Here is a 13,124-nt window from a genome sequence, read left to right on the forward strand (position 1 = left end):
CCTCTGTATGTTATCGATGTAAACCCTGACGTCAGGGTGAATTTATGCAAAAGGACACCCGCAGGGGTGTCCTTTCAGGGTTATGACACGCTCTTTTTATGTCTGCGCAGCCAGATGAGTTTATAGGCGGCAGGAATAATGAACAGGGACAGCAGCGGAGCTGTGATCATCCCGCCAATCATGGGGGCCGCAATACGGCTCATGACTTCTGAACCTGCGCCGGTTCCCCAGAGTATCGGCAGCAGACCCGCGATGATCACCGCCACGGTCATGGCTTTCGGCCGGACACGCAGTACGGCACCATGATAAAGGGCTTCATCAAGACCTTCCGGTGTGAACGTCTCTTTACGGGACAATTCCGGGTGCACTTCAATGGCATGACGCAGATACATCAGCATGACCACGCCAAACTCTGCTGCCACCCCGGCCAGGGCGATAAACCCGGTTCCGGTCGCCACTGACATATGGAAGCCCTGCCAGTACAGGAACCATATTCCGCCAACCAGGGCGAACGGCAGGCTCATCAGGATCAGCAGGGCTTCGTCAACCCGGCGGAATGCCAGATACAACAGGATGAAAATGATCATCACCGTCATCGGCACCATCAGCTTCAGTTTCTTGTTGGCATGCTCAAGCAGTTCAAACTGTCCGGAGAATGCCACACTGGTTCCCGGTCTCAGTTTCACTTTCTCGCTGATGGCCGTCTTAATGTCGTTAACCACCGACACCATGTCCCTGCCGCGGGCATCAACATAAATCCAGCTGGCTGGCCGGGCATTTTCGGTTTTCAGCATGGTTGGTCCAGAAACGACGTTAATATCCGCGACATCGCCCAGCGTGATCTGCTGCTTCATCGGGGTCAGGATCGGCATCTGTTTCAGCGCCTGCGGACTGTTCCGGTAATCCTGCGGGTAGCGAATGTTAATAGGGTACCGGGCCACCCCTTCAACTGTCTCACCCACCATAGCACCTCCGATTGCTGAAGAGACGAACAGCTGGACATCACCTACCGTCATCCCGTAGCGGGAGGCTTTCTCCCGGTTGATATCGATATCGATGTAGCGCCCGCCCTCAAGTCGCTCAGCCAGGACAGACACCACGCCAGGCACGGTTTTGGCTACCGCCTCGATACTCTGCGCCGTCGCGTCGATATCGGACAGAACAGTCCCGGACACTTTGATACCTATCGGGCTTTTGATCCCGGTTGAGAGCATATCAATACGGTTACGGATAGGCGGCACCCAGAGGTTTGCCAGACCCGGTAAACGGACTGTCCTGTCGAGTTCATCAATAATCTTGTCAATTGTCATGCCGGGACGCCACTGATCCTCAGGTTTGAGCTGGATCGTGGTTTCCACCATTTCGAGCGGCGCGGAATCCGTTGCGGTCTCTGCTTTACCGGTCTTGCCAAATACAGAAGCCACTTCAGGAACGCTTTTGATTAACTTGTCTGTTGTCTGCAGGAGCGCTGCAGCTTCTGCCGGAGAGACGCCAGGCAAGGTCGACGGCATATACAGCAGATCGCCCTCGTTAATCTTCGGCAGAAATTCACCGCCCACCTGACTCAGTGGCCAGATAACCGTGAAAATGGACAAGGCCGCAACCAGCAGGGTTGTTTTTGGCCAGTGGAGGACCCGCAGCAGCAAAGGATGATACGCTTTGATCAGCACCCGGTTCAGGGGGTTACTGGTCTCTGCAGGAATTTTCCCCCGGATCCAGAATCCCATCAGAATAGGAATGACGATGATGGCCAGTGCGGCCGCTCCCGCCATGGAGTACGTTTTCGTGAATGCCAGCGGGCCAAACAGACGACCTTCCTGCCCTTCCAGGGTAAAGATAGGAATAAAGGACAGGGTGATGATCAGCAGGCTAATGAACAACGCGGGTCCCACTTCCACGGAGGCGTCGGTAATCACCTTCCAGCGGGTGGCGTTGTCAATCTGCTCACCCGGATGCTGATGATCCCACTCCTCAAGCCGTTTGTGCGCATTTTCAATCATCACAATGGCGGCATCCACCATCGCACCGACGGCAATCGCTATCCCTCCCAGCGACATGATATTGGCGTTCAGTCCCTGGAAGTGCATGACGATAAAGGCGATACACAGGCCAAGCGGCAGAGAGATAATCGCCACCAGGGCAGAACGTACGTGCCACAGGAACAGAGCACAGACGATGGCCACCACGATAAACTCTTCCAGAAGTTTGGAACTGAGGTTATCAATCGCCCGGTCGATTAACTGGCTGCGATCGTAGGTGGTCACGATTTCAACGCCTTCCGGCAGGCTGGCCTTCAGCGTCTCCAGTTTATCCCTCACTGCCGTGATAACGTCGCGCGCATTTTTACCCGACCGCAGGATCACCACGCCGCCAGCGACTTCTCCCTGGCCGTTCAGCTCGGCAATACCACGCCTCATTTCGGGCCCGGTCTGCACGCGGGCAACATCCCGCAGATAAACCGGCACGCCGTTCTCACCTGTTTTCAGGACGATGTTATTAAAATCATCAATGCTCTGAAGATAACCGCTGGCACGGACCATATACTCCGCTTCGGCCATTTCAACGGATGAACCACCGGCCTCCTGGTTAGACGATTCAAGAGCCTGTTTCACTTCGGGCAGGCTGATCCCATACTGGGACAGTTTTACCGGATTGACCTGAATCTGGTACTGCTTCACCACGCCACCAACCGAGGCTACCTCAGCCACGTTCGGGATGGTCTTCAGTTCAAATTTCAGAAACCAGTCCTGCAAAGAACGCAGTTCTGAAAGGTCGTGTTTTCCGCTGCGATCGACCAGGGCATATTCAAATATCCAGCCCACTCCCGTGGCGTCCGGACCGATTTCAGAGCTCACACCCGCAGGCAGTTTGCCCTGAACCTGATTCAGGTATTCCAGCACGCGCGAACGGGCCCAGTACAGATCGGTCCCGTCTTCAAAAATGACATACACATACGAATCACCGAACTGTGAAAAGCCACGCACGGTTTTTGCGCCAGGTACGGACAGCATGGTGGTGGTAAGCGGATAGGTGACCTGGTTTTCTACAATCTGCGGAGCCTGTCCGGGATAGCTGGTTTTAATAATGACCTGCACATCTGACAGGTCAGGCAGCGCATCGACCGGCGTGTTAATTATCGTCCATGTGCCCCAGATGCTGAGAAACAGTGCGCCCATCATGACCAGGAAACGGTTGGCGACAGAGCGCCGGATAATCCATTCAATCATCGTCGTCTCCTCAGTGCCCTGAATGCATATTTACAGGCTGCTCAGACATTGCTGGCATACTGTTTTCTGTTTTTTCAGGGTGGCGCATACGTTCCAGCGCGCCCGTAATATTGGCTTCGGAGTCAATGAGGAACAGGCCACTGACCACCACGGTATCGCCTTCATTAAGACCGGAGCCAATGCCGGACTGTTGCTGTGATTCATGCAGAACGTGGATCTGTTTCGGCACAAACTTGCCTTCATCATCAACAGTAATCACGCGCTGTTCTTTGCCGGTATCGATAACGGCCTGGCTTGGTATCAGCAGCATCTCCTGACTTTGGGTATTCAGTTTGAGATAGGCATTCATGCCCGGCTTGAGAAACTCATCCTTGTTAGTAACCTGGAGGCGGACCTGAAGCGTGCGGGTTGTCTGATCCACGCTGGGAAGAATGTTCCATTTTTCGACATGGAATGTTTTATCCGGATAAGCCGGTACCGAAATTTCAAACTGCGACGTATCTTTCAGCAGATAGGCGATAGATTCTGGCACTGCAGCGCTGATCCAGACCGGGTCCATCCCCTGAATCTGAGCCACCACCTTATCTTTGGAAATATTCATGCCGGTGCGCAGGTCAAATGCAGTAATGACACCATCAATAGGTGCTTTAATGGTAAAACGGGTCTGGATTGTGCGGGTTGAACGCAGCCTTTGAATATCCTCTTCCGGCATACCAGCCAGACGAAGTCGCTCCAGAACCCCTTTTATCTGGGTTGGCGTACCGCCTGTACCGGATAACAGCAGAAACTCACTTTGTGCCTCAACCCATTCAGGAATGGTGATATCGATAAGCGGAGTGCCTTTCTTCACATGATCGCCAATCGTCAGGGGATACACTTTTTCGACGAAACCGTCAGAACGCGCCTGCACAATGACAAACTGATATTCGTTGTAACTGACATTAGCCGGGATTGTCTGAGAATAATTCAGCATTCCTCGCGTGACTTTTTGCGTTTTTAATCCCAGATTCTGAACCTGAGTTGGATCGATACGGATCCCGCCACTGCTTTTATCGCCACTTTCATCAGCATATTTCGGCACAAGGTCCATATCCATAAAAGGCGATTTTCCGGGTTTATCAAATTTGGTATCCGGTTTCATAGGGTCATACCAGAAAAGTACCTTTTTCTCCGGTGCCTTTTGTTCTGCTGGTACTGTTTTTTGTGATGAGTTTAAATACTGCCAGGCAGTAACCGATATCAGCCCCCCTGCTATGAGGCTGCTGATAATTATTGCAGCATATTTTATCTTTAAAGAAGCCATACAATTTCTCGCTGAAAAATCAAAACACCTGGCATATGCGCACGATTATTCATTCACAGTAATCCCATAATGAATGTTCAGGCGCACTGGATGTATTCGCTCCGGACTGTTAATCAGGATTGAGTAACGTTAATGCTTTTGAGTAAGGAGATATTGCCCTGCTGAATAAACGAGAAATCGACATGGTTGCCGGTTTTCAGGGCATTGATAGCGTCGTCTGCATTAACAAAAGTGAAGCGCATGGTCATTGCAGGCCAGCCCACCGCCGGGATTGCTTCGTGCGAAATGGTAATCTTTTTACTATTCATATCAATGTCTTTAACGATACCGGTGCCCTTGATAACCTGCTGTACCGAAGCATCACTGGCAGCATTCATATCGCCATGCTGATGTGTTTCAGCATGAAGACCGGCAGAAAACATGACAGAGAAGGCACCAAATAAAACGGCTTTAAGTGAATTACGCATTTTAATTTCCTGATTAATTGAATAAATTTACTCTACCCAACCGCCACCCAGCGCGGTAAACAGATTAATTTCGTTAACCTGTCGGGAATAGGTAAGATCGAGAATGGTTTGCTGCGTCGCGAAGAGGGAACGTTCTGCATCCAGCACTTCGATGTAACTGACAGCACCACTTGCATACAATCCTCTGGCACGCTGTAGAGTTATCTGAAGTGAATCAAGATAACGCTGCTGTGACTCAAGTTGCTGGCTAAGGCTGTCGCGCAGCGCAAGCGTGTCGGAAACATCCTTAAAGGCTGACTGAATTTTTTGTTCGTAATTAACCACGGACTGTTGCTGGCGAATTTCAGCCAGCTTCAGATTGGCTTTGTTCCTGCCAGCATTAAATATAGGAATTTCAATTTTAGGAATAAAATTCCACATTCCACTTCCTGACGTAAAGAGGCTGGACAGCTCCGTACTGCTTGAGGAGAGACCACTGGTCAGGGTAATGGACGGGAAAAAAGCCGCTCGCGCTGCGCCAATATTGGCATCAGCCGCTTTCAACTGGTATTCCGCTTCCATAATATCCGGACGCTGCAGCAATATTTGTGACGACAGATTTGGTGGCAATTTTACTGGTGCGATCTCCCCACCTTTAATCCCTTTTTCTGACGGAACTGCGCGGTACGTTCCCAGCACCAGTTGCAGGGCATTGTTTGCCTGAGCCAGATCGCCTTCTCGTTTGGCTATTTCGGCGCGGGTACTTTCGATTTGCCCCCTGGCTTGTTCAAGCGCCAGAACGTTCGTACTCCCGGTCACCAGTTGTTGCTCAACGAATGCATAAGACTGTTCATAATTTTTCAGCGTTTCCCGCGCAATACGGAGTTGTTCGTACGCCAGTTGCTGGCTGAAATAGCTCTGTGAAACGTTGGAGACCAGCAGGATGTGTACGGCACGACGGGCTTCTTCGCTGGCAAAGTAGTTCTGGCGATCAGCCTCACTCATGTTCTTAAGTTTGCCAAAAAAATCGAGCTCATAGCTGAGCTCCAGACCCGCGTCGTACTCCTGTGTGGTCGGCTTGTCACCTTTCAGACCACCGTTGTATGTGATCCCGGATGAGGCATTCAGTTGGGGATAACGATCTGCATCCGTGACGTTGAACTGGGCCCGGGCCTCTTCAACCTTCAGGGCAGCCATTCTCAAATCACGGTTATTATTCAGGGCTTCACCGATCAGCCTGCTGACCTGGGGATCGACAAAAAAGTTTCGCCAGCCCGTATCCTGATAGCTGTTTACCGCAGGCGTCAGACTGTTTTTAGACAATGAAAACTGCTGGGGAACCGGAGCTGGCGGACGCTGATATTCAGGTGCCAGAGAAACACAACCAGCCAGGATGAATATGGTACTGATGCTGAGTAATTTTAATTTGAACATAACGCTTCTCGTACAGGCAGACCTGGTAAATGGTTCAAACGAAGTCCAGAGTATTGATAGGGATACTTTACCGAACGCTCTCTGTTTGCCGGGTGACAGGATAATGACAATGTTGTCATTTTTGCTGTAATCCGTTGATAACGATCGTGGGCGCAATAAAATGACATTAGCAGCCAGCCGGGGAGCATGATGAAAATATTAATCGTTGAAGACGAAATTAAAACAGGTGAATATCTCAGCAAGGGGCTGACAGAGGCGGGGTTCGTCGTGGATCACGCTGATAATGGTCTGACCGGATATCATCTTGCCATGACAGCCGAGTATGATTTAGCCATCCTGGATATCATGCTGCCTGATGTAAACGGCTGGGATATCATCCGTATGCTGCGCAGTGCCGGAAAGGGGATGCCGGTATTACTGCTGACGGCCCTTGGCACGATTGAACACAGGGTCAAAGGACTTGAGCTGGGTGCGGACGATTATCTGGTGAAGCCCTTTGCGTTTGCTGAACTGCTCGCCCGGGTAAGAACCCTCCTCAGGCGGGGAAACACGATGATCACGGAAAGCCAGCTTAAAGTGGCTGACCTCTCGGTTGATCTCGTATCCAGAAAAGTCAGCCGCGCCGGGAACCGCATTGTGCTCACCAGTAAAGAGTTCAGCTTGCTGGAATTCTTCATTCGCCATCAGGGAGAAGTTCTTCCCCGCTCCCTGATTGCCTCTCAGGTCTGGGACATGAATTTTGACAGCGACACTAACGCGATTGATGTCGCAGTAAAGCGACTCCGCGCTAAAATAGACAACGATTACGGGACAAAACTGATCCAGACAGTGCGGGGCGTGGGCTACATGCTGGAGATCCCGGATGCATAGCAAACCGTCCAGACGACCTTTCTCACTCGCTCTGCGGCTGACCTTTTTTATCAGCCTGTCCACAATACTGGCGTTTATCGCCTTCACCTGGTTTATGCTGCATTCTGTTGAAAAGCATTTTGCCGAGCAGGATGTCAGCGATCTGCAACAAATCAGCACCACACTGAGCCGTATACTCCAGTCCCCGGCAGATCCGGATGAAAAAAAAGTAAGCAAAATAAAGGAATCGATCGCCAGCTACCGCAACGTTGCCCTTTTGCTCCTCAATCCCCGGGGTGAGGTGCTGTACAGCTCTGCGCAGGGGGCAGCACTACGCCCGGCCGTGAATTCAGCCGATTTTAGCGAGCACAGCCGCGCACGGGATGTCTTTCTCTGGACGGTGGAGGATACTGCGAGAGCGATGGATACCGGGTCCGGAATGAAGATGGAAACGTACCGGATTATCGCCTCCTCTGGCCAGGCGACATTTCAGGGCAAACAGCAGAACTATGTCATGCTGACTGGCCTCTCCATTAATTTCCATCTCCATTACCTCGATGCGCTGAAAAAAAATCTGATTGCGATTGCCGTCGTGATAAGCCTGCTGATTGTTCTGATCATTCGCATTGCTGTCCGTCAGGGGCACCTGCCCCTTCGTAATGTCAGCAATGCCATTAAAAACATCACCTCCGAGAATCTTGATGCGCGGCTGGAACCGACACGCGTTCCCATTGAGCTGGAGCAGCTGGTTATCTCGTTCAATCATATGATTGGAAAGATTGAGGATGTTTTTACCCGCCAGGCCAATTTCTCTGCCGATATCGCGCACGAGATCAGAACACCCATCACCAATCTGGTGACGCAGACTGAAATCGCTCTGAGTCAGGATCGAACGCAGAAGGAACTTGAGGATGTCCTCTATTCCAGCCTTGAAGAGTATAACCGGATGACCAAAATGGTCAGCGACATGCTGTTCCTGGCACAGGCGGACAATAATCAGCTGATACCTGACAGGGTTCGGTTTGACCTCAGAGCAGAAGTCATGAAAGTCTTCGAGTTTTTCGAAGCCTGGGCCGAAGAACGCAATATTATGCTCAAATTTAACGGGATGCCCTGCCTGGTTGAGGGAGATCCACAAATGTTCAGAAGAGCGATCAATAATCTGTTATCCAACGCCCTGCGTTATACCCCAGAGGGACAGGCAATCACCGTCTCAATAAGAGAGCAGGAGAGCTTTTTTGACCTTGTGATTGAAAATCCGGGGAAACCAATCCCTGAAGAGCATTTATCAAGGTTGTTTGACCGTTTTTATCGGGTGGATCCGTCCAGACAACGAAAAGGAGAAGGCAGCGGCATCGGCCTTGCGATTGTGAAGTCAATCGTGGAAGCACATCACGGAAGAGTGCAGGTGGAATCGGACGTACACTCAACGCGTTTTATCTTATCCGTGCCCAGACTGGAGAAAATGATTCCGGACACCCAGTGCTGGGAATAAAGATTTAAATGACAAAGATGTCATTAGCCTGTCATGCAGCAAACAGAAGCCATTCGATATAATTAGTGCAACTTATCAGGAAGGCTGGATTGCTTTATCAATATCCGGCGTCAGTGGACGCCAGGAAATGAATATCCAGTCCCCTCCCGGAGAAATAAACACTTCCGAACCTGTTTCAGTTATGGAACTGAAAACACCGGTTGTACTCCCCCGGACATCACTAATTAAGAAATGGAGAGTTATCATGAAAAATATCGTATTAGCATCCTTGCTGGGCTTTGGCTTAATTTCTTCGGCCTGGGCCACTGAAACCGTGAATATCCATGAGCGGGTCAACAATGCACAGGCACCTGCTCACCAGATGCAGTCTGCTGCGGCTCCTGTCGGGATCCAGGGGACTGCACCTCGTATGGCCGGTATGGACCAGCATGAACAGGCCATTATTGCTCATGAAACCATGACGAACGGGTCGGCGGATGCGCACCAGAAAATGGTGGAAAGTCATCAGAGGATGATGGGAAGTCAGACCGTTTCCCCTACCGGGCCGTCGAAGTCATTAGCGGCAATGAATGAGCATGAAAGAGCTGCAGTTGCCCATGAATTTATGAATAACGGTCAGTCTGGCCCACATCAGGCCATGGCCGAAGCGCATCGTCGCATGCTCAGTGCAGGCTGACGGCGAGGGAAGTATCTGTGCTGTCCTTATTTCCTTGATAGATTTTTCCGTAACCGGATATATGGCAACATCTTTGCCCCCTACAGGGGGCATTTTTATCAGATTCTGCTACAGTTAACGGGCATCAACGCTAAAAGGATATTTTTTATGAAAGCCAGAAACACTTTATTTGCAGTATTAATGTTATCCCTGCCAGCGATTTCAGCAGAACATTCAGAAATGAAAATGACTGATATGTCTACCTCGGCTTCGTCACAGGAATATATGGCTGGCATGAAAGACATGCATGACAAAATGATGGCTGCCGTAAATGAGTCCGATCCCGACAAGGCTTTTGCGAAAGGCATGGTAGCGCACCATGAAGGGGCAATAGCAATGGCTGAGACCGAGCTCAAATACGGAAAAGATCCGAAAATGAGAAAGCTCGCGCAGGACATCATTAAAGCTCAAAAAGGTGAAATTGAGCAGATGAATAAATGGCTTGATAGTCAAAAGTAAACATTGTAGAAATGTCACGACAAGCGTGATTTTACATCATTCCTGGGCGCGGGAGTCGGTTAATCTTTATATAATTCAAACCCGATTAATTGCGGGTTTTTACTACTCTGTACTCCGGTCCTTTGTTGAGGACCGGAATATATGCACCTGAGATGCTTATTTAATACATTATCTCGTCATGGATACAATGTCGCTCAGGATCTCAACCAGCTCGCTTCTCTCCTGCGTTCCGTCATGATAGGTTGATCTTGAGATGATTCTTTCTGATGTCATCTGAGGCCAGAATTTATCTAGTACATTATCGGGTTTCATTCCCACAGCCCGGCCGATTATTTTTTTAGCGTCACAGGTGTCCGTAAACGTGACGGCTACACCAGTAATTTCCTCGATAAGATCCGGGCACAGATAGTTTTCTATCTCACGTTTGCGCGTAGCGAAAAATACCTTACCGGCCTCCTCTACTTCTTTTTTACGCTTCTGGATGGACAGAACCTGTGCAGGGTCTCCCCCAATATCGGAGTCCAGAAATACGCACCAGGGAAGCCCCAGATCTTTGGCCAGATTCAATGTAACCCAGTGTTTGACGCTACCACACCCTCCTATGAGGACTGGCACTATTTTCACGTCCTCCAGAGAGGCTGGCAGCGCACCTGACTGTTTTAATGAACTGGCCGCATGCCTCAGGAAAGTAACATCCGACTTTCCCTCTACCAGAACAATCCCCTGCGCCCTTTCCATACCGGTCTCTGGCAGCACCCCCAGGCTTTCAGTGGCTTCCTTCAGCACTGCGTCATCCGGCATTTTTACTACGGGTTCACCCGCCTCATTTCGGGTAACATAACGTACGCCTTCGACAGGGATTAATCCGGCCAGCGCCGGGACATGGGTGGTGACGATAATCTGACGGTGCGGCTGGCCTGCCAGTGCCAGTAACGCTTTCATCAGCATCATCTGATAGTTCGGATGCTGTGACGTTTCAGGCTCCTCTATGGCATAAATCACATTTCTGGGCGTCCCCGCGACATTCTTTTCAGCCTCAGCCCGAAAAAAATTCAACAGGATAAGCCTCCTTATCCCGCTGCCGCGCTTATTGATGGGGATGCCATTTTCCCCGTCCAGGGTGAAATTGAAGGTCCACTTGGGTTTCTCCTTAAATCGTGGAGTCAGTTCACTGGCGAGTTCGGGGGCCATTTCACGTAATTTATCCAGCGTTCTCTGTGCGACATCCAGGACGCTGTCCTGAATCTCATTTTCCAGCGCTGTAATTTTGTCCTGCAGCGCAGCCTGAGCGTCTTTTACGGCCTGCTGTAAGGGGTTTTTAGCTTCGGAATCCCCGTCGCTGCTTTCCCTGTCGGCTTTGAAAATCGCATACGTGGGCAGCAAATCGAGGATCTTACCCCATAATGATTTTGTGTCGGTTCCGAACTCTTTATCGACATCCAGCATAATTTCCGAACAGGTATAGGGGGCTGCGGCTTCCCTGATGGCCTGACGCCATAACGATGCAGTGCGTTTATCCGCCACATTTTTTTCAACTTCTTTTCCCACCGCCTTGAGCTCAGAAATTTTCATGCCCAGTAAATTTCTCAGGGGCTCCTCATCCGGGTGGATGCAGCGGATGCAGGTCTGCTCCGGTTTTCCTGAGGTCGTTGCTTTAAACGTTTTGACGATTTCAAAATTGCCGTCCTCATTCAGCAGATGTTCTGAGGCGAGCGTGGTCTGCACCCTGTCGTCGATCATGATAAAATCGGGCAGGTCATCAAATTCACAGGCTATTTCAAAACGGCCGTCCCCTTCTCTTAGGCTGAAACAGTTCATGTCATTCTTGTCAGCCTTCATTCCTTCTGTTTCAAAAAAAATAGCCAGCGCTTCCAGAAGCGTTGATTTCCCAAAGTCATTACGACCGACAATACCCGTCATGCTTTCATCAATAATGATTTCAGTAGAGTTTCTGTAGCCTCTGAAGTTTTTCAGTTTTAATTTTCTGAGCCGCATATGAAGTCCTGTGTGTAAGAAAGCGTTTTGCTGCAACCTGAATACAAAATATATTTTCAAATGCCTGCCAACAAGCAGGGATAACCGTTATTCAGAATATCTTAACGACATTTCGGGATTATGATCTGGTCGCGCTTTCAGAACTTTACTGCCCCTCAAAACACCGGAAACTAACTTGTGGTTGGTTACATGGCAAAGTTAAAACTCCAGAATCACGGGTAATGATTTCAATGCTTATTATATTTTTTGGAATTGACTCATGAGCTTTATAATTTAAATGATAATAATAACCATTCTTTTATGCGTAATATTTGCTACTGACACTGATGAATTTAAAAGAAGATAGATTTTCATTTACGGATTATTTCCTAAATTCATCGATAACGTGATCGACATAAAATTTTCACTGAAGAATGAAGAGATAATTTAAGGCCGAGCGAAATAGCTCAAAATGGTGTATTTAACATAACAGAAGAAATGAAAGGCTCTATCGCAACCTGATACTTCAGGCCGCTAAGGGGTTAATCTTGTTGAAGAAAAATTAGACCGGGAAGCGCCAGGCGTCACCATTTCTCCCGCCTGGCTGGAAGTGAAGAATAATTGTGCATAGCTCCGTATTCGGGCTTTGCATCTGACAATGGTTCCCTGGATGAAAGTACGATCTCCACTCCAAGGACGCTGAACACCCTAAACAAACGCTCAAAACCCGCACTTGCAGGGTTGGCCTCTAGTCGGGCATAAGTTTGCTGTGTTATACCCAAACGTTCAGAAACATCTTTTTGCGTCAGTCCATTGGCTTTGCGAAAGCCGATTAAAACAGGACGTAACTGATTCAAAGTCTTCAAAGCGTATTGAGTGTTCATAAGTGACCTTCCGTATCGACGGGTTAACAAGCATAACGCAGGGATTTACAGCATATAGGCTGTAATGCTCATTAACAGACTATAGGCTGTAATACGAATCTTGCCAAGATGCGGCATCTTTCAAATACAAGGCCGTATTGGGTAAGCAGTACACCGTTATATAGCACCCCTTGCCCCTTTGCTGGAGAGGGACCCACGTGATCGCAGGTCTTTTAGACGTTGTTGCTAACCGGCATCATACACAGGTGGTAACCCCCAGGGAAACTCTATGAGTGATAATTTATTCCTGCCCCAGTCAAAATATAAAACATTATCTAACTAGCTTTCTTAGTATTTTA

The 13,124-nt window shown here is 49.4% G+C and carries 10 protein-coding genes; 4 read left to right on the forward strand and 6 right to left on the reverse strand.

The window, feature by feature from the left end:
- Nucleotides 1-80: 80 nt before the first annotated feature.
- The 4 genes from silA to silC all read right to left on the reverse strand — a co-directional run bounded on the left by silA (nucleotide 81) and on the right by silC (nucleotide 6,410).
- Nucleotides 81-3,227: a Cu(+)/Ag(+) efflux RND transporter permease subunit SilA gene (gene silA / locus L350_RS01970; protein WP_001759379.1), complete on the reverse strand. Its 3,147-nt coding sequence runs from the start codon at nucleotides 3,225-3,227 to the stop codon at nucleotides 81-83.
- A 10-nt stretch (nucleotides 3,228-3,237) separates the two neighbouring features.
- Entirely contained in the window at nucleotides 3,238-4,530 is a 1,293-nt protein-coding gene (gene silB / locus L350_RS01965) for a Cu(+)/Ag(+) efflux RND transporter periplasmic adaptor subunit SilB (RefSeq protein WP_001446341.1), read from the reverse strand.
- Nucleotides 4,531-4,643: 113 nt separating this feature from the next.
- A complete protein-coding gene (locus L350_RS01960; RefSeq protein ID WP_001246152.1) occupies nucleotides 4,644-4,997 on the reverse strand; it encodes a Cu(+)/Ag(+) efflux RND transporter periplasmic metallochaperone SilF in 354 nt (117 codons plus the stop codon).
- Nucleotides 4,998-5,024: 27 nt separating this feature from the next.
- Nucleotides 5,025-6,410 carry a Cu(+)/Ag(+) efflux RND transporter outer membrane channel SilC gene (gene silC / locus L350_RS01955; protein WP_001507116.1) on the reverse strand — a complete coding sequence of 462 codons (1,386 nt, stop codon included), beginning with the start codon at nucleotides 6,408-6,410 and terminating at the stop codon, nucleotides 5,025-5,027.
- A 189-nt stretch (nucleotides 6,411-6,599) separates the two neighbouring features.
- Here silC and silR point away from each other — a divergent pair, with 189 nt between their 5' ends.
- The 4 genes from silR (at nucleotide 6,600) to L350_RS01935 (ending at nucleotide 9,928) form a co-directional block, all read left to right on the forward strand.
- Nucleotides 6,600-7,280 carry a copper/silver response regulator transcription factor SilR gene (gene silR / locus L350_RS01950; RefSeq protein WP_000697966.1) on the forward strand — a complete coding sequence of 227 codons (681 nt, stop codon included), beginning with the start codon at nucleotides 6,600-6,602 and terminating at the stop codon, nucleotides 7,278-7,280.
- Nucleotides 7,273-8,754: a copper/silver sensor histidine kinase SilS gene (gene silS / locus L350_RS01945; RefSeq protein ID WP_000555733.1), complete on the forward strand. Its 1,482-nt coding sequence runs from the start codon at nucleotides 7,273-7,275 to the stop codon at nucleotides 8,752-8,754. Before silR ends, silS begins: the two co-directional genes overlap by 8 nt.
- Before the next feature lie 244 nt (nucleotides 8,755-8,998).
- Complete coding sequence (gene silE, locus L350_RS01940; RefSeq protein ID WP_000790485.1) at nucleotides 8,999-9,430, forward strand: silver-binding protein SilE; 432 nt, start codon at nucleotides 8,999-9,001, stop codon at nucleotides 9,428-9,430.
- A gap of 147 nt (nucleotides 9,431-9,577) precedes the next feature.
- Nucleotides 9,578-9,928, forward strand: a complete 351-nt coding sequence (locus tag L350_RS01935) for a CopM family metallochaperone (protein ID WP_000647571.1) — start codon at nucleotides 9,578-9,580, stop codon at nucleotides 9,926-9,928.
- Between the two features lie 168 nt (nucleotides 9,929-10,096).
- Here the strand turns inward: L350_RS01935 and L350_RS01930 are convergent, their stop codons facing one another.
- Together L350_RS01930 and L350_RS0122720 are read right to left on the reverse strand one after the other, a co-directional pair.
- Complete coding sequence (locus L350_RS01930) at nucleotides 10,097-11,923, reverse strand: AAA family ATPase (RefSeq protein WP_001239419.1); 1,827 nt, start codon at nucleotides 11,921-11,923, stop codon at nucleotides 10,097-10,099.
- Nucleotides 11,924-12,486: 563 nt separating this feature from the next.
- Nucleotides 12,487-12,786, reverse strand: a complete 300-nt coding sequence (locus tag L350_RS0122720; RefSeq protein ID WP_001097216.1) for a helix-turn-helix domain-containing protein — start codon at nucleotides 12,784-12,786, stop codon at nucleotides 12,487-12,489.
- Nucleotides 12,787-13,124: the final 338 nt, after the last annotated feature.

Origin of the sequence: Enterobacter sp. MGH 4, from assembly GCF_000534735.1 — a bacterium.
In the GTDB taxonomy this organism is placed as follows: domain Bacteria; phylum Pseudomonadota; class Gammaproteobacteria; order Enterobacterales; family Enterobacteriaceae; genus Enterobacter; species Enterobacter intestinihominis.